Raw genomic sequence first — 18,955 nt, 5'->3', positions numbered from 1 at the left:
CGCACAATCGCCGCCCATGGTGACGAAGAAACCCAAGGGCCTGGGGATGGGGCTCGAGGCACTGCTCGGGCCCAAGGTTTCCGACGCTCCGCCGGCGACGGCCGCCAGCGCGCCGTCGACGCTGCGCCTGGACCTGCTGCAGCCCGGCAAGTACCAGCCGCGCACCCGCATGGACGAGGGCTCGCTGTACGAGCTGGCCGAGAGCATCAAGGCGCAGGGCGTGATGCAGCCGATCCTGGTGCGGCCGTTGGCGGCCGGTCGCTACGAGATCATCGCCGGCGAGCGCCGCATGCGCGCCGCGCGGCTGGCCGGGCTCGACGAGGTGCCGGTGCTCGTCAAGGCGGTGCCCGACGAGGCCGCCGCGGCGATGGCGCTGATCGAGAACATCCAGCGCGAGGACCTCAATCCGCTCGAGGAGGCACAGGGCCTGAAGCGGCTGACCGACGAGTTCGGCCTGACGCACGAGCAGGCCGCGCAGGCGGTGGGCCGCTCGCGCAGTGCCGCCAGCAACCTGCTGCGCCTGCTGCAGCTGGCCGAGCCGGTGCAGCAGATGCTGATGGCCGGCGACCTCGACATGGGCCATGCCCGCGCGCTGCTGCCGCTGGAGGGCGCGCAGCAGATCCTCGCCGCCGGCGAAGTGGTGGCGCGCAAGCTCAGCGTGCGCGAGACCGAGCGCCTCGCCACCAAGATCGGCCATGCACGCCAGCAGCCGCTGCTGCGTGTGCCCAAGGACAAGCCGCGCGACCTGGCGCGGCTCGAGGAGGAACTCGCCGACGTGTTGACCGCGCCGGTGGAGATCCGCATCAAGAAGCGCACCAAGCGCGGCGAGCAGGGCGAGGTCGCGATCGGCTTCGGCTCGCTGGACGAACTCAACGGACTGCTGGACAAGCTCGGCATCGGCTCGCGCTGACACGCAGCCAGAGTGCGCCTGCCGCGAGCAGGTGTTTCGTGCCGCTTCGCACGAAGCCGGCTCGCCTGCGCGATGATCCGATCAACCGTTCGGACACGAGGCACGTTACTTGCTGACTGCCCTGCCGTGCAATCCGGGAACGAACTGAGGGGTGATGCCCCTTGTTCTCCGGGCGACGGCAGGAGCAAGATGCAGGAAGCTTGAGCAGACGAAACGCCGATCGATCTGGAAAGCTCTGATGAAGCCCAGGGGACTTCATCAGAACTTCCCCCCTCGCGGCAGCCGGCCACACACCGGGTGCCGCGGTCCTGAGTAGGAGATCGGCATGGATGTGATCAGCAGTTTCGCTGCGCGCTACGAGCGCACCCGCGAGGAAGAGCTCACGCTCGAGGAGTACCTCGCCGAGTGCAAGCGCAACCCGGTGGCGTACGCGACCGCGGCCGAGCGCATGCTCCAGGCGATCGGCGAGCCGCAGACGGTCGACACACGCAACGACCCGCGTCTGTCGCGCATCTTCGCGAACAAGATCATCAAGATCTACCCGGCCTTCGCGGAGTTCTACGGCATGGAGGACTCGATCGAGCAGGTCGTCTCCTACTTCCGGCATGCCGCGCAGGGGCTGGAGGAGAAGAAGCAGATCCTCTACCTGCTCGGCCCGGTGGGCGGTGGCAAGAGTTCGATCGCCGAGCGCCTGAAGCAGCTGATGGAACAGGTGCCCTTCTACGCGATCAAGGGCTCACCGGTGAACGAGTCTCCGCTCGGGCTGTTCGATCCGGCCGAGGATGGTCCCATCCTCGAGAAGGAATATGGCATTCCGCGTCGCTACCTGAACCGGATCATGTCACCTTGGGCCGTCAAACGTCTCGAGGAGTTCGGCGGAGACATCCGCAAGTTCAGGATCGTCAAGCGCTACCCGTCGGTGCTCAAGCAGGTCGCGGTGGCCAAGACCGAGCCGGGCGACGAGAACAACCAGGACATCTCCAGCCTCGTCGGCAAGGTCGACATCCGCAAGCTCGAGACCTACGCGCAGGACGACCCGGACGCCTACAGCTTCTCCGGCGGCCTGTGCCTGGCCAACCAGGGCCTGCTCGAGTTCGTCGAGATGTTCAAGGCGCCGATCAAGGTGCTGCACCCGCTGCTGACGGCGACGCAGGAAGGCAACTTCAAGGGCACCGAGGGCTTCGGCGCGATCCCGTTCGACGGCGTGGTGCTCGCGCACTCCAACGAGAGCGAGTGGAAGGCGTTCCGCAACAACAAGAACAACGAGGCCTTCCTCGACCGCATCTACATCGTCAAGGTGCCGTACTGCCTGCGCGTGACGGAAGAGATCAAGATCTACGAGAAGCTTATCAAGGGCTCCTCGCTGGCGCAGGCGATCTGCGCGCCGGGTACGCTTAAGATGATGGCCCAGTTCTCGGTGCTCACGCGCCTGAAGGAGCCGGAGAACTCGAGCATCTTCAGCAAGATGCTGGTGTACGACGGCGAGAACCTGAAGGACACCGACCCGCGCGCCAAGTCCATCCAGGAGTACCGCGACTATGCCGGCGTCGACGAGGGCATGAGCGGGATCTCGACGCGCTTCGCGTTCAAGATCATCTCCAAGGTGTTCAACTTCGACTCGACCGAGGTGGCCGCCAACCCGGTGCACCTGATGTACGTGCTCGAGCAGCAGATCGAGCGCGAGCAGTTCCCGGCCGAGACCGAGCAGAAGTACCTCGCCTTCATCAAGGAGCACCTGTCCACGCGCTATGCCGAGTTCATCGGCAAGGAAATCCAGACCGCCTACCTGGAGAGCTACAGCGAGTACGGGCAGAACATCTTCGACCGCTACGTCACCTACGCCGACTACTGGATCCAGGACCACGAGTACCGCGACACCGACACCGGCGAGGTGTTCGACCGTGCCAGCCTGAACTCCGAGCTGGAGAAGATCGAGAAGCCGGCCGGCATCGCCAACCCGAAGGACTTCCGCAACGAGATCGTCAACTTCGTGCTGCGCGCGCGGGCCAACAACGCGGGCAAGAACCCGCTGTGGACCAGCTACGAGAAGCTGCGCACGGTGATCGAGAAGAAGATGTTCTCCAACACCGAGGAGCTGCTGCCGGTCATCAGCTTCAACGCCAAGGCGAGCGCCGACGAGGCCAAGAAGCACGAGGACTTCGTGACCCGCATGGTGGCCAAGGGCTACACGCAGAAGCAGGTGCGCCTGCTGTGCGAGTGGTACCTGCGTGTGCGCAAGTCTTCATGACGCGGTAGTTGCGGCCCAGAGGTGTCATGACCATCCAATCGATCATCGACCGGCGGCTGGCGGGCAAGAACAAGTCCATCGGCAACCGCGAGCGGTTCCTGCGCCGGCACAAGGAGCAGATCCGCGAGGCGGTCAAGCGCGCGGTCGACGGGCGCGGCATCCGCGACATCGAGAAGGGCGAGGACATCCGCATCCCCAGGCGCGACATCTCCGAGCCCGTGTTCGGCCATGGCCAGGGCGGCAAGCGCGAGATGGTGCACCCGGGCAACCAGGACTACATGCGCGGCGACCGCATCGCCCGGCCCAAGGGCGGTGGCGGGGGCGGCGGCGGCTCGCAGGCCAGCGATTCCGGCGAGGGCGAGGACGATTTCGTCTTCCACCTCAGCAAGGAAGAGTTCATGCAGGTCTTCTTCGACGACCTGGCCCTGCCCAACCTCGCACGCACCACGCTGGCCGAGACGCCCGAGTTCAAGACGCACCGCGCCGGCTTCAGCAGCGACGGCACGCCGAACAACCTGCACGTGGTGCGCTCGATGCGTGGCGCGATCGGCCGGCGCATTGCGCTGGGCAGCGAATCGCGCCGCGAGCTGCGCCAGCTCGAGGAACGGCTCGAGGCGCTGAAGCGCCATCCGGAGCCGAATCCGTTCGCGCGCGAGATTCCCGCGCTCGAGCAGGAGATCGCCGAGCTGCGCGCGCGGCTCGAGCGCATTCCCTACCTCGACCCGATCGACCTGCGCTACCGCAGCCGCGTGCGCGTGCCGGTGCCCACCAGCAAGGCGGTGATGTTCTGCCTGATGGACGTCTCCGGCTCGATGGACGAGGCCCGCAAGGACCTGGCCAAGCGCTTCTTCATCCTGCTGTACCTGTTCCTGACTCGGCACTACGAGAAGATCGACATCGTCTTCATCCGCCACCACACGCAGGCGCAGGAGGTCGACGAGCACAACTTCTTCCACGCCACCGAGACCGGCGGCACGGTGGTCTCGAGCGCGCTGGTGCTGATGGACGAGATCGCCCGGGCGCGTTACCCCACCAGCGAGTGGAACATCTACGGCGCGCAGGCGAGCGACGGCGACAACTGGCACCACGACAGCGGCCGCTGCCGCGAGTTGCTGGCCGACCGCATCCTGCCCCTGTGCCGCTACTTCGCCTACGTGCAGGTGGCCGAGGAAGAGCAGAACCTGTGGGACGAATACGCGGCGCTGGCCGCGGAGAACAAGACCTTTGCGATCCGCAAGGTGACCGAGGCGAACCAGATCTATCCCGTGTTCCGCGACCTGTTCAAGAAAGAGGGAGCAGCGGCATGACGCGCAAGGCGACCTTCCTGCCCGACGGCACGGCCGACCTGTTCGAACCCGAGCTCTCCAAGCCGCTCAAGGGCCGGGTGCGGCGCGCGTCCGAGATCGTCACGCCGCCGCGTGCCAAGGAGCACCTGCCGGCGCCGAGCGACTGGTCGTTCGAACTGATCGAGCGCTACCACGCGGTGATCCGCGACACGGCCGAGCGCTACGGCCTGGACACCTACCCGAACCAGCTCGAGATCATCACCGCCGAGCAGATGATGGATGCCTACGCGTCGGTCGGCATGCCGGTCAACTACCGGCACTGGAGCTACGGCAAGGAGTTCATCGCCACCGAGAAGAACTACAAGCGCGGCCACATGGGCCTGGCCTACGAGATCGTCATCAACAGCAACCCCTGCATCAGCTACCTGATGGAGGAGAACACGATGGCGATGCAGGCGCTGGTGATCGCGCATGCCGCCTACGGCCACAACAGCTTCTTCAAGGGCAACTACCTGTTCCGCATGTGGACCGACGCGGCGTCGATCATCGACTACCTGGTCTACGCGAAGAACTACGTCGCCGCCTGCGAGGAGCGCCACGGGCTCGATGCCGTCGAGGAGCTGCTCGACAGCTGTCACGCGCTGATGAACCACGGCGTGGACCGCTACCGCCGCCCGAGCAAGCTCAGCCTCGCGCAGGAGCAGCTGCGCCAGAAGGACCGCGAGGCCTACGCGCAGCAGCAGATCAACGACCTGTGGCGCACGCTGCCGCGGCGGGCCGAGAAGGCGGCCGAGGAGAAGGAGTCGCGCCGCTTCCCGGAGGAGCCGCAGGAGAACCTGCTCTACTTCATCGAGAAGAACGCGCCCCTGCTCGAGCCCTGGCAGCGCGAGATCGTGCGCATCGTGCGCAAGGTGGCGCAGTACTTCTATCCGCAGCGCCAGACCCAGGTGATGAACGAAGGCTGGGCCACCTTCTGGCACCACAAGCTGCTGAACACGCTGTACGACGACGGCCACCTGAGCGACGGCATGATGATCGAGTGGCTGAAGTCGCACAGCAACGTCGTCTACCAGCCACCGGTGGGGCATCCGCACTACAGCGGCATCAACCCGTATGCGCTCGGCTTCGCGATGTACACCGACATCAAGCGCATCTGCGAGAAGCCGACCGACGAGGACCGGCACTGGTTCCCGGCGATCGCCGGCAGCGACTGGCTCGAGACGCTCGACCACGCGATGCGCAACTTCAAGGACGAGAGCTTCATCGGGCAGTACCTGTCGCCGCAGCTGATGCGCGAGTTCCGCCTGTTCTCGATCGTCGACGACGAGAAGGAGTCGGAGCTGGAGGTCTCGGCCATCCACGACGAGGCGGGCTACCGCGCGGTACGCGAGGCGCTGTCGCACCAGTACGACCTGGGCAGCCGCGAGCCGAACATCCAGGTGTGGAGCGTCAACCTGCGCGGCGACCGGTCACTCACGCTGCGTCACACGCAGCACAACAACCGGCCGCTTCACGACACCGCGCAGGAGGTGCTCAAGCACGTGGCGCGGCTGTGGGGCTTCGGCGTGCAGCTCGACAGCGTGGATTCGTCCGGCGCGGTGACCAAGCACTGGTCGGTGCCGGCGCCGGCGCACAACCGTTGACGGCCGGATCTACAGGCTGAAGATCTTTCCCGGGTTCATGATGTTCTTCGGGTCGAGCGCGCGCTTGACCTGACGCATCAGTTCGACCGTGCCTTCGCCGGCCTCCTGGGGCAGGAAGGCCATCTTGTGCAGGCCGATGCCGTGTTCGCCGGTGCAGGTGCCTTCGAACGCAATCGCCCGCTGCACCATCTGCAGGCTGAGCTGCTCGGCCAGCGCGCGCTGCGGCGCGTCGCCGTCCTTGACGAGGTAGGCGAGGTGGAAGTTGCCGTCACCGACATGGCCGACGATGTAGTACGGCAGGCGCGATTCGTCCGCCTCGCGCACCGAGGCCTCGATGATCTCGGCCAGGCGCGAGATCGGCACGCAGGTGTCGGTGGTCACGGTGCGGCAGCCCGGGTTCATCGCCATGCCGGCGAAATAGGCCTTGTGCCGCGCGGTCCACAGCCGCGTGCGCTCCTCGGGCGTGCTGGCCCATTCGAAGTTCTCGCCGCCGAGCTCGCTGGCGATGGCCTGCACGGTCTCGGCCTGCTCCTTGACGCTCGCGTCGCTGCCGTGGAACTCCATCAGCAGCATCGGCGCCTCGCGCAGGCCCAGCTTGCTGTGCGCGTTGACCGCACGCACGGCGTTCACGTCGAGCAGCTCGCAGCGGGCGATCGGCACGCCCATCTGGATGGTCTGGATCGTCGCACGCACCGCGTCGCCGATGTCGCGGAAGTGGCAGATCGCCGCGCTCACCGCCTCGGGCAGCGGGTAGAGCTTGAGCGTGACCTCGGTCATCACGCCGAGCGTGCCTTCGCTGCCGACGAACAGGCGCGTCATGTCGTAGCCGGCGGAGGACTTCTTCGCGCGCGTGCCGGTGCGCACCACCTCGCCGCGGGCCGTGACCACGGTAAGCCCGAGCACGTTCTCGCGCATCGTGCCGTAGCGCACCGCGTTCGTGCCGCTGGCCCGGGTGGCGGCCATGCCGCCGAGGGTGGCATTGGCACCGGGGTCGATCGGGAAGAACAGGCCCTGGTCGCGGATCTCGCGATTGAGCTGCTCGCGCGTGACGCCGGCCTCGACCGTGACGGTCAGGTCCTCGGGGTTCAGCCGCACGATGCGTGTCATGCGCGACAGGTCGACGCTGATGCCGCCCTCGATGGCCAGCAGGTGTCCCTCGAGCGAACTGCCGACGCCGTAGGGAATCACCGGCACCGCATGGTCGTTCGCGAGCCGTACCACCGCGGCCACCTCGTCGGTGCTCTCGCAGAACACGACCGCATCGGGGGGCGTGACCGGGAAAGGGCTCTCGTCGCGGCCATGCTGCTCGCGCACCGCAGCCGCCGTGGACAACCGCTCGCCGAAACGTGCCCGCAGGGCCTCCAGCATCGCGCCGGGCACCGCGCGGGCGTTGCTGCGCCAGGGCAGATCGGTCGGTGCGTTCATCACGGGCTCCGGCTGGTGGGTGCGGATCATTCTAGGCATTGGCTACCATCGGGCCCATGGGACAACGCCTCACGCAGATCGCCACCCGCACCGGCGACGACGGCACCACCGGGCTGGGCGACGGCACGCGCGTCGCGAAAGACCACCTGCGCGTGCAGGCCATGGGCGATGTCGACGAGCTGAACTCGAACCTGGGCGTGCTGCTGGCCGAGCCGCTGCCCGACGACGTGCGCGAGCTGCTGGTGGTGATCCAGCACGAGCTGTTCAACCTGGGCGGCGAACTGTCCATCCCCGGCTTCCAGCTGCTCAAGGACGAGGCCGTACTGCGGCTCGACGAGGCGCTGGCGCAGCACAACGCCACGCTGCCCAAGCTGCAGGAGTTCATCCTGCCGGCCGGCACGCGCAGCGCCGCGCTGGCGCATGTGTGCCGCACCGTTGCGCGGCGGGCCGAGCGCGCGGTGGTGGCGCTCAACCATGCCGAGCCGCTGCGCGATCCGCCGCGCCAGTACCTGAACCGGCTGTCTGACCTGCTGTTCGTGCTGGCGCGTGTGCTGAATCGCGCCAACCTCGACGGCCGCGGCGGCGACGACGTCTACTGGAAGAGCGAGAAGCTCGCGCGCGGCACTTGAGTGCGGGAGTGGCCGCGCGCGAGCCGGCCGTCAGGCCGCGGTGAAGCCGGCCGAGAACTCGGCCAGGTCGAGCGCGCCGTCCTTGTTCTGGTCGAGGGTGTCGAACATCGAGGCGATCTTCGGCAACTTGGCCGCCTCGTCCTTGGACAGCTTGCCGTCGCCGTTGGCATCGGCCTTCTTGAAGGCGGCCTGCGCCGCGGCCGGGTCGGCGGCCGCCGTCTGCGCCAGGGCGCCGAGCGCGAGGCTCGAGGCGGCAAGGAGGGCGAGGAGTTTCTTCATGGTGTGACCTCCGGGGTCGGTTGAGGGAAGCGCCATTGCAGCGCTCCCGGGCCCCGCAGGCCAGCCTTCTTTCTCCGCTTCACCTCGATTACGGCCGCGCCCAGACTGCTTACCAGCTATTGCAAGTGCTTGCTCACATGTCCAATCATGTCAGCGGCGACGCGCCTTCACGGCGTCGTGCAGCGTCTCAAGCACCTGCAGCGAGGGCTCCCAGCCGATGCAGGCGTCGGTGATGCTCTTGCCGTACTCGAGCTTCTCCGGGTCGTCCTTGCCCGGGCTGAACTTCTGCGCGCCGCCGTTCAGGTGGCTCTCGACCATCACGCCGAAGATGCAGCGGCTGCCGCCGGCGATCTGCGTGCCGATGTCGCGCGCCACCTCGAGCTGGCGCTCGTGCTGCTTGCTGCTGTTGGCGTGACTGCAGTCCACCATCAGCGTGCAGTCGAGCTTGGCCGCCTCGATTTCCTTGCAGGCTGTGGCCACGCTGGCAGCGTCGTAGTTCGGCGCCTTGCCGCCGCGCAGGATCACGTGGCAGTCCTTGTTGCCGCGGGTCTCGACGATCGCCACCTGGCCGTTCTTGTGGACGGACAGGAAATGGTGCGGCCGTGCCGCGGCCTGGATCGCGTCGATCGCGATCTTGATGTTGCCGTCGGTGCCGTTCTTGAAGCCGATCGGCGCCGACAGGCCCGAGGCCAGCTCGCGGTGCACCTGGCTCTCGGTGGTGCGTGCGCCGATCGCGCCCCAGGAGATCAGGTCGCCGATGTACTGCGGCGAGATCACGTCGAGGAACTCGCTGCCCGCCGGCATGCCGAGCCGGTTGATCTCGACGAGCAGCTGGCGTGCGATGCGCAGGCCCTCGTCGATGCGGTAGCTCTCGTCGAGGTAGGGGTCGTTGATCAGGCCCTTCCAGCCCACCGTGGTGCGCGGTTTCTCGAAGTACACCCGCATCACGATCTCCAGCGTGCCGGCGAACTTGTCGCGCTGCGCCTTCAGGCGGCGCGCGTAGTCGAGCGCGGCGGCCGGGTCGTGGATCGAACACGGGCCCATGATCACCAGCAGCCGGTCGTCCTTGCGCTGCATGATGTCGCGGATCGCCGCGCGGGTGCGGCCGATCAGCTTCTCCACCGCCGTGCCGGCGATCGGGAAGAAGCGGATCAGGTGTTCGGGCGGCGGCAGCGGCACGACATCCTCGATGCGTTGGTCGTCGGTCTGGCTGGTGCGTTCGGTGTGCGCATACCAACCCTCCGGGCTGCTGGTGGACTTGGCAGACATGGGCGGCGGCTCCTTCGGGTGGTGTTCGAGTGGTGCGGGGACGAAAAAAAACCGCCGGGCTGGAGCCCGGCGGTTTGCTGGATCTTGGCGCGTTCTGCTTTGCTTACAGAGGGGCCTCTCCATCCGCCGGGCGGTGCGAGAACCAAAAGTACGCAAAGAAATACTGGCGCGAACGCATGGCAGGGACTGTAGCACGCGGGTGCTGCACTGCGTCAAGCGCCGGCGTGGCGCGCACGAAACGGCTCATGCGGTGCCGCCCACGGTCAGCGCGTCGATGCGAAGCGTCGGCTGGCCGACGCCGACCGGCACGCTCTGGCCGTCCTTGCCGCACACGCCCACGCCGGTATCGAGCTTCATGTCGTTGCCGATCGCGGTCACGCGGGTCAGCGCGTCCGGGCCGTTGCCGATGATGGTCGCGCCCTTGACCGGGTACTGGATGCGGCCGTTCTCGACCCAGAAGGCCTCGCTGGCCGAGAACACGAACTTGCCGCTGGTGATGTCCACCTGCCCGCCGCCGAAGTTGGTGGCGTACAGCCCGCGCTTGAGGCCGGCGATGATCTCTTCCCTGGTCTTGTCGCCGCCGAGCATGTAGGTGTTGGTCATGCGCGGCATCGGCACCGCCGCATAACTCTCGCGCCGGCCGTTGCCGGTGGGCTTCACCTTCATCAGGCGGGCGTTCAGCGCGTCCTGGATGTAGCCCTTCAGGATGCCGTCCTCGATCAGCACGTTGCGCTGCGAGGGGTGGCCCTCGTCGTCGACGTTCAGCGAGCCGCGCCGGTCCGGCAGGGTGCCGTCGTCGAGCACCGTCACGCCCTTGGCCGCCACGCGCTGGCCGATGCGGCCGGAGAAGGCGCTCGAGCCCTTGCGGTTGAAGTCGCCCTCCAGGCCGTGGCCGACCGCCTCGTGCAGGAGCACGCCGGGCCAGCCGGGACCGAGCACCACGTTCATCTCGCCGGCCTTGGCCGGGCGCGACTCGAGGTTGGTCAGCGCCGCGTTGACCGCCTGCTCGACATAGCCCTCGATCACCGCGTCGTGGAAATAGCCGAAGCCGAAGCGCCCGCCGCCGCCGCCGGTGCCGACCTCGCGCCGCACCTGGCCGTCGACCGTCTGCTCGGCGATCACGGTGACCGACAGCCGCACCAGCGGCCGCACGTCGGCCGCCAGCGTGCCGTCGGCACGCGCCACCAGCACCACGTCATATTCGCCGGCCAGGCCCGCCATCACCTGCACGATGCGCGGGTCCTTCGCGCGGGCGAGCTTCTCCACCTTCTCGAGCAGCGCCACCTTTTGCGTGCTGTCGAGCGTGGCGATCGGGTCCATCGGCGGGTAGAGCACGCGGCTGGCAGCGACCTTCGTCGCACCGCCCGTCTTGACGCGCCGGCTCTGCCCCGCGGCGGCGATGCTGCGCACCGTGGCCGCGGCGTCGAGCAGCGCGGCCTCGGAGATGTCGTCCGAATAGGCGAAGGCGGTCTTCTCGCCCGCCACCGCGCGCACGCCCACGCCCTGGTCGATGCCGAAGCTGCCGCTCTTGACGATGCCCTCCTCGAGGCTCCAGCCCTCGCTGCGGGTGTACTGGAAGTACAGGTCGGCGTCGTCGATGCGGTGGGTGGCGATCGACGCCAGCGCCTTGGCCAGCGTGGCCTCGGTCAGGCCGAAGGGTTCGAGCAGGAACGAGCGGGCGATGGCCAGGCGTTCGATGGTCGGTTCGCGCGAGATCATGGGCACTCCTTCGAGGTGCCGGACCATTGTAGGAGCGGCGTCGCCGCGCGCAGCTTTACCGGGCTTTACACAGGGCGGGTGCACGGCCGTCGCGAACGCTTCGTTGGAACGGCACGGAGCCGTCGCGCCCCGCAACCCTTGAACCGTCGCCCACAGGAATCGACATGAACGTCATCAAGCCCCTTGCCGCTGCCCTCCTGGCCCTGAGCGCTGCCGCCGCCTTCGCCCAGGCCGCGTCCTCACCTGCCGCCACGCCCGGCATCGACCAGCGGCAGGCGAACCAGGAAAGGCGCATCGACCAGGGCGTGGCCTCGGGCGCGCTGACGAAGCGCGAGACCCACCGGCTCGAGCGCAAGCAGGCTGCCGTCGACAAGGCCGAGAACACGGCCAAGGCGGATGGCACGGTGACGCGCCACGAGCGCCGGCAGCTGCACAAGATGCAGAACCACGCCAGCCGCAGCATCAAGCGCCAGAAGCACGACGCCCAGGTCGCGCCGAAGAGCGGCACCTGAACGCGCCCTGACCGCGCCCTGATCGCGTTCAGCTGTTGTCGGCGTTCTTGAGTGCCAGCGCGCGCTCGTAGAGCGCATTCCGGGGCGCGCCGGTGAGGCTGGCGGCCAGGGCCACGGCCTGCTTGAGCGGCAGTTCCGCCAGCAGCGTGGCCAGCGTGCGGTCGTGCGCGCCGGCCGCGCCGGCGGTCTCTTCTGCGAGCGCATGCAGCACCAGCACGAACTCCCCGCGCAGCCGGTTTGCGTCGGCCGCCAGCCAGTCCGGCAGTTCGCGTGCCGGCAGCGTCACCACCGTCTCGAACTGCTTGGTCAACTCGCGGCACAGCGTGAGCGGGCGATCGCCGCAGGCCGCCGCCAGCGCGGTGGCCAGGGCCTCGATGCGGTGCGGCGCCTCGAACACCACGCCGGTCTCGCGCGAGGCGGCCAGGGCCTGCAGCGCTTGCGCGCGCTCGCCGCTGCGCGCCGGCAGGAAGCCGACGAACCGGAACCCCTGGCCGCGCAGGTCGCCGGCCACGCTGACCGCGGCCAGCGCGCTGCTCGCTCCCGGTATCGGGATGCAGCGGTATCCGGCCGCGCGCACTGCCGCCACCAGCGCCGCACCCGGGTCGCTGATGGCCGGCGTGCCGGCGTCGCTGACCAGCGCCACCCGTTCGCCGGCCGCGAGCCGGGCGATCACCACCTCGGCCGCCGACCGCTCGTTGTGCTCATGCACCGGCAGCAGCGCCTTGCCGTCGATGCCGAGGTGGCGCAGCAGCGGCGCGGTGTGGCGCGTGTCCTCGCAGGCGATGGTGTCGGCCAGGCCGAGCAGGTGGATGGCGCGCAGGCTCAGGTCCGCCAGGTTGCCGATCGGCGTGGCCACCACGTACAGTGCCCCGGCGGGGTGCTGCTGGGTGCCGGCCGCGGCAGCCGCGGCCTGGCGCAGGGAGGGGACGGGATCGATGTTCACGAAGCGGGGCTCGTCGACCGGGGTGACCACCAAGGCCACCGGCGATGCCGCCGAGTCGGCGGCGCTCGCTCACCTGCAGGCGCAGGGCCTGGTGCTGGTCGAGCGCAATTATCGGGTCGCGCGCGGGCCCACCGGGCGCGGCGGCGAGATCGACCTGGTGATGCGCGAGCCCGACGGCACGCTGGTGTTCGTCGAGGTGCGCGCCCGCGCCAGCGACCGCTTCGGCGGCGCCGCGGCGAGCGTCGTGGCGACCAAGCGCCGGCGCCTCGTGTACGCGGCCGGGCACTACCTGCTGCGCTTCGCCAGCCCGCCGCCCTGCCGCTTCGACGTGGTCGCGCTCGAGGATGGCCGGCTCGAGTGGCTGCGCGGCGCGTTCGACGCGTCCTGAGCACGTTGCCGCACGAAACCGGGACGGAACCGGCCCGCCGGACGCCTGTCTTATGATCGCCCGTCATGCTTGAACAACGCATCCAGCAGCAGTTCTTCGACAGCGCCGACCTGAAGTACGCGGCCGCCGAGATCCTGGCCAAGCCGATCGCCGACGCCGTCGGCGCGGTGGTGGGCTGCATCACGGCAGGCGGCAAGGTGCTGGCCTGCGGCAACGGCGGCTCGGCCAGCGATGCGCAGCATTTCGCCGCCGAGTTCGTCGGCCGCTTCGAACGCGAGCGCCCCGGCCTCGCGGCCATCGCGCTGACCACCGACACCTCGATCCTGACGGCGATCGGCAACGATTACGACTTCAACTCGATCTACTCCAAGCAGGTGCAGGCGCTCGGCGCGCCGGGCGACGTGCTGGTGGCCATCACGACCAGCGGCAACTCGGCCAACGTGCTGGCGGCGGTCGACGCGGCGCGCGCCAAGGAGATGACCGTGATCGCGCTGACCGGGCGCGGCGGCGGCAAGCTGCGTGAGCGCCTGGGCGAGACCGACGTGCACATCTGCGTGCCGCACGAGCGCACCGCGCGCATCCAGGAAGTCCACATCCTCGCGCTGCACTGCATCTGCGATGCGGTCGACCTGCAGCTGCTCGGAGAACAGGAAAACACATGATCCGCTCCTCGATCGCGCGGCGTTCCGCGCTGCTGGCGGCGCTGGCCGCCAGTTCGCTGTTCTCGGCCTGTGCGCCGCTGCTCGTGGGCGGCGCCGTGGTCGGCACCACCCTGGTGGTGGCCGACCGCCGCACCTCCGGCACCCAGGTCGAGGACCAGGGCATCGAGCTGAAGACGCTGTCGCGCGTGCGCGAGGCCATCGGCGACCGCGGCCACGTGAACGCGACCAGCTACAACCGCATGCTGCTGCTGACCGGCGAGGTGGCCAGCGAGGCCGACAAGGCCGCCGTCGAGCAGAACGTCGCGCGCATCGAGAACGTGCGCTCGATCGTCAACGAGCTCGGCGTGATGGGCGCGACCTCGCTGACCAGCCGCTCGAACGACACCATCCTGACCAGCAAGGTCAAGGCGAGCTTCGTCGACGCGAAGGACCTGCAGGCCAACGCCTTCAAGGTGGTCACCGAGCGGGGCGTGGTCTACCTGATGGGCCGCGTCACCGAACGCGAGGCCACGCGCGCGAGCGAGATCGCGCGCGGCGTCGGCGGCGTGCAGAAGGTGGTGCGCGTGTTCGAGGTGGTCAGCGAGGCCGAGCTGGCGGACATGGTGCCCAAGTCCGTCCAGAAGGCGCCCTGACGGCCGGCGGGCTAACGCAGCCGCTTGATCAGGCTCGAGGTGTCGAGCCGGTTGCCGCCGGCGGCCTGCACGTCGGCGTAGAACTGGTCCACCAGCGCCGTGACCGGCAGCCGCGCGCCGAGCCGGCGGCCCTCCTCGAGCACCAGGCCGAGGTCCTTGCGCATCCAGTCGACCGCGAAGCCGAAGTCGAAGCGGTTCTCGATCATCGTGCCGCCGCGGTTGTCCATCTGCCAGCTCTGCGCGGCGCCCTTGCCGATCACCTCCAGCACCAGCTTCATGTCCAGGCCGGCCTTCTGGCCGAAGGCGATCGCCTCGGCCAGGCCCTGCAGCAGCCCGGCGATGGCGGTCTGGTTGACCATCTTGGCGAGCTGGCCGGCGCCGCTCGTGCCCACCAGCGTCACCGCGCGCGCATAGGCGCCGAGCACCGGCTTGACGCGCTCGAAGGGCTCGGCATCGCCACCGCACATCACCGTCAGCACGCCGTTCACCGCCCCGGCCTGGCCGCCCGAGACGGGCGCATCGACGAAATGCACGCCACGCTCCTTCGCGGCCGCGTACAGCTCGCGTGCCACCTCGGCCGAGGCGGTGGTGTGGTCGACGAACACCGCGCCGCGCGGCATGCCGGCGAAGGCGCCGTCGGGGCCGAGCGCGACGGAGCGCAGGTCGTCGTCGTTACCGACGCAGGCGCACACCAGGTCCGCGCCCTGGGCCGCCTCGCGCGGCGTGGCGGCCGTGGCGCCACCGTACTCGCCGGCCCAGGCGGCGGCCTTGGCGGCCGTGCGGTTGTAGACCGTCACGCGGTGCCCGGCGCGCGCCAGGTGCCCGGCCATCGGGTGGCCCATCACGCCCAGGCCGAGGAAGGCCGCGGGGCGCGGCGGAAGGCTCTCGTACGACTTCGTGTTCATGCGGGCTCCGGAAACGATCACGGCCTCGAGAGAGGCCGTGTGGATGCAGCGGAGCGCGAGATTACACGATGGTCAGGTGCTCCGTGCCGGCGGCAAGATCCTGGGTGCGCGCGCGCGTGCTGTGCAGCTTGATCTGAAGGCGCAGGTCGTTCACCGAGTCGGCATTGCGCAGCGCGTCCTCGAAAGTGACCAGGTTGCTTTCGTACAGGTCGAACAGCGCCTGGTCGAAGGTCTGCATGCCGAGCTCGCGCGAGCGCTTCATCAGGTCCTTGATCTCGGCCACCTCGCCCTTGAAGATCATGTCGGCGATCAGCGGCGTGTTCAGCAGGATCTCCACCGCCGCGATGCGCCCCTTGCCCTCCTGGCGCGGCAGCAGGCGCTGCGACACGAGGCCCTTGAGGTTGAGCGACAGGTCCATCAGCAGCTGGGCGCGGCGCTCCTCGGGGAAGAAGTTGATGATGCGGTCGAGCGCCTGGTTGGCGCTGTTGGCGTGCAGCGTGGCCATGCACAGGTGGCCGGTCTCGGCGAAGGCCACCGCGTGCTCCATGGTCTCGCGGTCGCGGATCTCGCCCATCAGGATGACGTCGGGCGCCTGGCGCAGCGTGTTCTTCAGCGCCTGCTCCCAGCCGTCGGTGTCGATGCCCACCTCGCGCTGCGTGATGATGCAGTTCTTGTGCGGGTGCACGAACTCGACCGGGTCCTCGATCGTGATGATGTGGCCGAAGGAGTTCTCGTTGCGGTAGTCGACCATCGCCGCCAGCGACGTGCTCTTGCCGGAGCCGGTGGCGCCGACGAAGATGACCAGGCCGCGCTTGGTCATCGCCACGTCCTTGAGCACCTGCGGCAGGTTCAGCGTGTCGATGGTCGGCAGCGTCTGCGGAATCGTCCGCATCACCAGGCCGACGTTGCCCTGCTGCACGAACGCATTGACGCGGAAGCGCCCGATGCCCTGCGGCGAGATCGCGAAGTTGCACTCCTTGGTCTTCTCGAACTCGGCGGCCTGCTTGTCGTTCATCACCGCGCGTGTCAGCGCCAGCGTGTGCGCGCCGGTCAGCGGCTGAGGCGAGACCTTGGTGACCTTGCCATCGACCTTGATCGCGGGCGGAAAGTCGGCCGTGAGGAACAGGTCCGAGCCGTTGCGGCTGACCATCAGCCGCAGCAGGTCGTTGACGAACTTGGATGCCTGGTCGCGTTCCATGATTCAGCGGTCCTTCCAGCTCAGCCGGGGAAGTTCTCGGGGAATTTCGCCTTGCCGCGCGCTTCTGCCGGCGAGATCACGTTGCGCCGCACCATGTCGGCCAGGTTCTGGTCCAGCGTCTGCATGCCCACGCTGTTGCCGGTCTGGATCGACGAGTACATCTGCGCGATCTTGTTCTCGCGGATCAGGTTCCGGATCGCCGCGGTGCCGAGCATGATCTCGTGCGCAGCGACGCGGCCCGAGCCGTCCTTCAGCTTGCACAGCGTCTGCGAGATCACGCCGATCAGCGATTCGGACAGCATCGCGCGCACCATCTCCTTCTCGGCCGCGGGGAACACGTCGACCACGCGGTCGACCGTCTTCGCGGCGCTCGAGGTGTGCAGCGTGCCGAACACCAGGTGGCCGGTCTCGGCCGCGGTCAGCGCCAGGCGGATCGTTTCCAGGTCGCGCATTTCGCCCACCAGGATGGCGTCCGGGTCCTCGCGCAGCGCCGAGCGCAGCGCGTTGGAGAAGCTCAGCGTGTGCGGCCCGACCTCGCGCTGGTTCACGAGGCACTTCTTCGACTCGTGCACGAACTCGATCGGGTCTTCCACCGTCAGCACGTGGCCGAACTCGTTTTCGTTGAGGTGGTTGACCATCGCCGCCAGCGTGGTCGACTTGCCCGAGCCGGTCGGCCCGGTCACCAGCACCAGGCCGCGCGGCTTGAGTGCCAGCTCGGCGAACACCTTGGGCGCGTTGAGCTGCTCGAGCGTGAGGATCTTGGACGGAATCGTCCGGAACACCGCGCCCGCGCCGCGGTTCTGGTTGAACGCGTTGACGCGAAAGCGCGCCAGGCCCTGGATCTCGAACGAGAAGTCGCACTCGAGCGTCTCCTCGTAGGCCTTGCGCTGGGCGTCGTTCATGATGTCGTACACCATGTCGTGCACCTGCTTGTGCTCGAGCGGGTCGACGTTGATGCGGCGCACGTCCCCGTGCACGCGGATCATCGGCGGCAGCCCGGCAGACAGGTGCAGGTCGGAGGCCTTGTTCTTGACCGAAAACGCCAGCAGCTGGGTGATGTCCATGGAGTGCGGGGGTGGCGAGCTGCGCAGCGGCGAAGGCCGGCGCATGGATACTCTCGTCGCATTATGTCGACGATCCTTTCCAACATACAACAAGTGCGCGCTCGCATAGCGCGCGCCTGCGACGCTGCCAAACGCCCCGTGCAAAGCGTCACGCTGCTGTGTGTGAGCAAAACCTTCGGCAGTGATGCAGTGCGCGAGGCCCATGCGGCCGGCGAACGCTGCTTCGGCGAGAACTACGTGCAGGAAGGGCTGGCCAAGATCGATGCGCTCGCCGACCTTCGGGCCGCACTCGAGTGGCACCTGATCGGGCCGCTGCAGAGCAACAAGACGCGCATGGTCGCCGAGCAGTTCGACTGGGTGCATTCGGTGGAGCGGCTGAAGGTCGCGCAGCGCCTGTCCGAGCAGCGGCCGCCGATGCTCGCGCCGCTGCAGGTCTGCCTGCAGGTCAACATCAGCGGCGAGGCGAGCAAGAGCGGTCTCGCCCCGCACGAGGTGGCCGAGGTGGCGCAGGCCGTGGCCCGACTGCCGCGCCTGCGGCTGCGCGGGCTGATGGCGATCCCCGAGCCGGCCGGCGAGCTCGAGGCCCAGCGCCGGCCGCACCGCGCGCTGCGCGAGCTGCTCGAAGGCCTGAACGCGCAGGGCCTGGCGCTGGACACGCTGTCGATGGGCATGAGCGCCGACCTCGAGGCCGCGATCCTCGAGGGCGCGACCATCGTGCGCGTGGGCACCGCGATCTTCGGCAGCAGACGCTGATCAGATCGGCAGCAGCGTGGTGTTCTTCACCTCTTCCATCACCGCGTAGGTGCGCGTCTCGCGCACGCCCGGCAGGGCCCAGATCACCGAGCCCACCAGCTCGCGGTAGGCCTGCATGTTGGCCACGCGGGTCTTGATCAGGTAGTCGAAGCCACCGGCCACCAGGTGGCACTCCTGGATCTCGGCGCGCACCTGCACCGCGGCCTTGAAGGCGTTCATCGCGTCGTGCGTGGTGCGGTCCAGCACCACCTCGATGAAGACGAGCATGCCGGCGCCGAGCTTGTCCGGGTTCAGGCGTGCCTCGTAGCCGAGGATGAAACCGTCGCGCGTCAGCCGCTTGACGCGCTCCAGCACCGCCGTGGGCGACAGGTGCACCTCCTCGGCAAGCTTCAGGTTCGAGATGCGCCCATCCTTCTGCAGCACGCGCAGGATGCGGACGTCGATCTTGTCGAGGTTGTGCAGGCGCGCTGCGGCGTCGTCGGTCATCGAA

The 18,955-nt window shown here is 68.4% G+C and carries 19 protein-coding genes; 10 read left to right on the top strand and 9 right to left on the bottom strand.

What is annotated here, in order from left to right:
- Nucleotides 1-16 precede the first annotated feature (16 nt).
- From D9C15_RS15280 to D9C15_RS15265, 4 genes are all read left to right on the top strand, one after another.
- Nucleotides 17-910, top strand: coding sequence for a ParB/RepB/Spo0J family partition protein (locus D9C15_RS15280; RefSeq protein WP_127998672.1), 894 nt, complete (start codon nt 17-19; stop codon nt 908-910).
- A gap of 325 nt (nt 911-1,235) precedes the next feature.
- A complete protein-coding gene (locus D9C15_RS15275; protein WP_127998670.1) occupies nt 1,236-3,158 on the top strand; it encodes a PrkA family serine protein kinase in 1,923 nt (640 codons plus the stop codon).
- Between the two features lie 26 nt (nt 3,159-3,184).
- Complete coding sequence (locus D9C15_RS15270) at nt 3,185-4,465, top strand: YeaH/YhbH family protein (protein WP_205854807.1); 1,281 nt, start codon at nt 3,185-3,187, stop codon at nt 4,463-4,465.
- Nucleotides 4,462-6,087: a SpoVR family protein gene (locus tag D9C15_RS15265; protein WP_127998668.1), complete on the top strand. Its 1,626-nt coding sequence runs from the start codon at nt 4,462-4,464 to the stop codon at nt 6,085-6,087. The genes D9C15_RS15270 and D9C15_RS15265 overlap by 4 nt, the downstream gene beginning before the upstream one ends.
- Nucleotides 6,088-6,096: 9 nt before the next feature.
- Here D9C15_RS15265 and D9C15_RS15260 read toward each other — a convergent pair whose 3' ends face one another.
- Nucleotides 6,097-7,512 carry an FAD-binding oxidoreductase gene (locus tag D9C15_RS15260; RefSeq protein WP_127998666.1) on the bottom strand — a complete coding sequence of 472 codons (1,416 nt, stop codon included), beginning with the start codon at nt 7,510-7,512 and terminating at the stop codon, nt 6,097-6,099.
- Between the two features lie 56 nt (nt 7,513-7,568).
- Here D9C15_RS15260 and D9C15_RS15255 point away from each other — a divergent pair, with 56 nt between their 5' ends.
- Complete coding sequence (locus D9C15_RS15255) at nt 7,569-8,141, top strand: cob(I)yrinic acid a,c-diamide adenosyltransferase (RefSeq protein ID WP_127998664.1); 573 nt, start codon at nt 7,569-7,571, stop codon at nt 8,139-8,141.
- 30 nt (nt 8,142-8,171) lie between these two features.
- Here the strand turns inward: D9C15_RS15255 and D9C15_RS15250 are convergent, their stop codons facing one another.
- The 3 genes from D9C15_RS15250 to tldD all read right to left on the bottom strand — a co-directional run bounded on the left by D9C15_RS15250 (nt 8,172) and on the right by tldD (nt 11,408).
- Nucleotides 8,172-8,420 (bottom strand): EF-hand domain-containing protein, encoded by a 249-nt coding sequence (locus tag D9C15_RS15250; protein WP_127998662.1) that lies wholly within the window; start codon nt 8,418-8,420, stop codon nt 8,172-8,174.
- Nucleotides 8,421-8,570: 150 nt separating this feature from the next.
- On the bottom strand, nt 8,571-9,689 hold the full coding sequence (locus D9C15_RS15245) for a 3-deoxy-7-phosphoheptulonate synthase (protein WP_127998660.1): 1,119 nt from the start codon (nt 9,687-9,689) through the stop codon (nt 8,571-8,573).
- A gap of 243 nt (nt 9,690-9,932) precedes the next feature.
- Nucleotides 9,933-11,408 carry a metalloprotease TldD gene (tldD, locus tag D9C15_RS15240; RefSeq protein ID WP_127998658.1) on the bottom strand — a complete coding sequence of 492 codons (1,476 nt, stop codon included), beginning with the start codon at nt 11,406-11,408 and terminating at the stop codon, nt 9,933-9,935.
- Between the two features lie 164 nt (nt 11,409-11,572).
- Between tldD and D9C15_RS15235 the strand changes: the two genes are divergently transcribed.
- On the top strand, nt 11,573-11,920 hold the full coding sequence (locus D9C15_RS15235; protein WP_127998656.1) for a hypothetical protein: 348 nt from the start codon (nt 11,573-11,575) through the stop codon (nt 11,918-11,920).
- 28 nt (nt 11,921-11,948) lie between these two features.
- Here the strand turns inward: D9C15_RS15235 and rsmI are convergent, their stop codons facing one another.
- Entirely contained in the window at nt 11,949-12,863 is a 915-nt protein-coding gene (gene rsmI / locus D9C15_RS15230; RefSeq protein WP_127998654.1) for a 16S rRNA (cytidine(1402)-2'-O)-methyltransferase, read from the bottom strand.
- Between rsmI and D9C15_RS15225 the strand changes: the two genes are divergently transcribed.
- The 3 genes from D9C15_RS15225 (at nt 12,856) to D9C15_RS15215 (ending at nt 14,545) form a co-directional block, all read left to right on the top strand.
- Complete coding sequence (locus D9C15_RS15225) at nt 12,856-13,251, top strand: YraN family protein (protein ID WP_127998653.1); 396 nt, start codon at nt 12,856-12,858, stop codon at nt 13,249-13,251. The two genes, rsmI and D9C15_RS15225, sit on opposite strands and share 8 nt — an antisense overlap.
- A 65-nt stretch (nt 13,252-13,316) precedes the next feature.
- On the top strand, nt 13,317-13,913 hold the full coding sequence (locus tag D9C15_RS15220) for a phosphoheptose isomerase (protein ID WP_127998651.1): 597 nt from the start codon (nt 13,317-13,319) through the stop codon (nt 13,911-13,913).
- Nucleotides 13,910-14,545: a BON domain-containing protein gene (locus D9C15_RS15215; protein WP_127998649.1), complete on the top strand. Its 636-nt coding sequence runs from the start codon at nt 13,910-13,912 to the stop codon at nt 14,543-14,545. Before D9C15_RS15220 ends, D9C15_RS15215 begins: the two co-directional genes overlap by 4 nt.
- Nucleotides 14,546-14,556: 11 nt before the next feature.
- On the opposite strand, the gene D9C15_RS15210 is transcribed toward D9C15_RS15215, so the two are convergent.
- The 3 genes from D9C15_RS15210 to D9C15_RS15200 form a co-directional block, all read right to left on the bottom strand.
- Complete coding sequence (locus tag D9C15_RS15210) at nt 14,557-15,450, bottom strand: NAD(P)-dependent oxidoreductase (protein ID WP_127998647.1); 894 nt, start codon at nt 15,448-15,450, stop codon at nt 14,557-14,559.
- A 61-nt stretch (nt 15,451-15,511) separates the two neighbouring features.
- On the bottom strand, nt 15,512-16,648 hold the full coding sequence (locus D9C15_RS15205; RefSeq protein WP_127998645.1) for a PilT/PilU family type 4a pilus ATPase: 1,137 nt from the start codon (nt 16,646-16,648) through the stop codon (nt 15,512-15,514).
- Between the two features lie 20 nt (nt 16,649-16,668).
- On the bottom strand, nt 16,669-17,712 hold the full coding sequence (locus D9C15_RS15200; protein WP_127998850.1) for a type IV pilus twitching motility protein PilT: 1,044 nt from the start codon (nt 17,710-17,712) through the stop codon (nt 16,669-16,671).
- Between the two features lie 63 nt (nt 17,713-17,775).
- On the opposite strand from D9C15_RS15200, the gene D9C15_RS15195 reads away from it, so the two are divergent.
- A complete protein-coding gene (locus D9C15_RS15195) occupies nt 17,776-18,465 on the top strand; it encodes a YggS family pyridoxal phosphate-dependent enzyme (protein ID WP_127998643.1) in 690 nt (229 codons plus the stop codon).
- Here the strand turns inward: D9C15_RS15195 and D9C15_RS15190 are convergent, their stop codons facing one another.
- Nucleotides 18,466-18,951, bottom strand: coding sequence for an Lrp/AsnC ligand binding domain-containing protein (locus tag D9C15_RS15190; RefSeq protein ID WP_205854806.1), 486 nt, complete (start codon nt 18,949-18,951; stop codon nt 18,466-18,468).
- Nucleotides 18,952-18,955 lie beyond the last annotated feature (4 nt).

Origin of the sequence: Piscinibacter defluvii (assembly GCF_004011805.1) — a bacterium.
GTDB lineage: Bacteria > Pseudomonadota > Gammaproteobacteria > Burkholderiales > Burkholderiaceae_C > Piscinibacter > Piscinibacter defluvii.
Note: the sequence above shows the minus strand (reverse complement) of the source record. Positions and strands in the feature narration are given on the sequence as shown.

Bases quoted from the DNA above. Each gene is read 5' to 3' on its own strand.
- D9C15_RS15280 (WP_127998672.1), top strand. From the start codon at position 17: ATGGTGACGAAGAAACCCAAGGGCCTGGGGATGGGGCTCGAGGCACTG.
- D9C15_RS15275 (WP_127998670.1), top strand. From the start codon at position 1,236: ATGGATGTGATCAGCAGTTTCGCTGCGCGCTACGAGCGCACCCGCGAG.
- D9C15_RS15270 (WP_205854807.1), top strand. From the start codon at position 3,185: ATGACCATCCAATCGATCATCGACCGGCGGCTGGCGGGCAAGAACAAG.
- D9C15_RS15265 (WP_127998668.1), top strand. From the start codon at position 4,462: ATGACGCGCAAGGCGACCTTCCTGCCCGACGGCACGGCCGACCTGTTC.
- D9C15_RS15260 (WP_127998666.1), bottom strand. From the start codon at position 7,512: ATGAACGCACCGACCGATCTGCCCTGGCGCAGCAACGCCCGCGCGGTG.
- D9C15_RS15255 (WP_127998664.1), top strand. From the start codon at position 7,569: ATGGGACAACGCCTCACGCAGATCGCCACCCGCACCGGCGACGACGGC.
- D9C15_RS15250 (WP_127998662.1), bottom strand. From the start codon at position 8,420: ATGAAGAAACTCCTCGCCCTCCTTGCCGCCTCGAGCCTCGCGCTCGGC.
- D9C15_RS15245 (WP_127998660.1), bottom strand. From the start codon at position 9,689: ATGTCTGCCAAGTCCACCAGCAGCCCGGAGGGTTGGTATGCGCACACC.
- tldD (WP_127998658.1), bottom strand. From the start codon at position 11,408: ATGATCTCGCGCGAACCGACCATCGAACGCCTGGCCATCGCCCGCTCG.
- D9C15_RS15235 (WP_127998656.1), top strand. From the start codon at position 11,573: ATGAACGTCATCAAGCCCCTTGCCGCTGCCCTCCTGGCCCTGAGCGCT.
- D9C15_RS15225 (WP_127998653.1), top strand. From the start codon at position 12,856: ATGTTCACGAAGCGGGGCTCGTCGACCGGGGTGACCACCAAGGCCACC.
- D9C15_RS15220 (WP_127998651.1), top strand. From the start codon at position 13,317: ATGCTTGAACAACGCATCCAGCAGCAGTTCTTCGACAGCGCCGACCTG.
- D9C15_RS15215 (WP_127998649.1), top strand. From the start codon at position 13,910: ATGATCCGCTCCTCGATCGCGCGGCGTTCCGCGCTGCTGGCGGCGCTG.
- D9C15_RS15210 (WP_127998647.1), bottom strand. From the start codon at position 15,450: ATGAACACGAAGTCGTACGAGAGCCTTCCGCCGCGCCCCGCGGCCTTC.
- D9C15_RS15205 (WP_127998645.1), bottom strand. From the start codon at position 16,648: ATGGAACGCGACCAGGCATCCAAGTTCGTCAACGACCTGCTGCGGCTG.
- D9C15_RS15200 (WP_127998850.1), bottom strand. From the start codon at position 17,712: ATGGACATCACCCAGCTGCTGGCGTTTTCGGTCAAGAACAAGGCCTCC.
- D9C15_RS15195 (WP_127998643.1), top strand. From the start codon at position 17,776: ATGTCGACGATCCTTTCCAACATACAACAAGTGCGCGCTCGCATAGCG.
- D9C15_RS15190 (WP_205854806.1), bottom strand. From the start codon at position 18,951: ATGACCGACGACGCCGCAGCGCGCCTGCACAACCTCGACAAGATCGAC.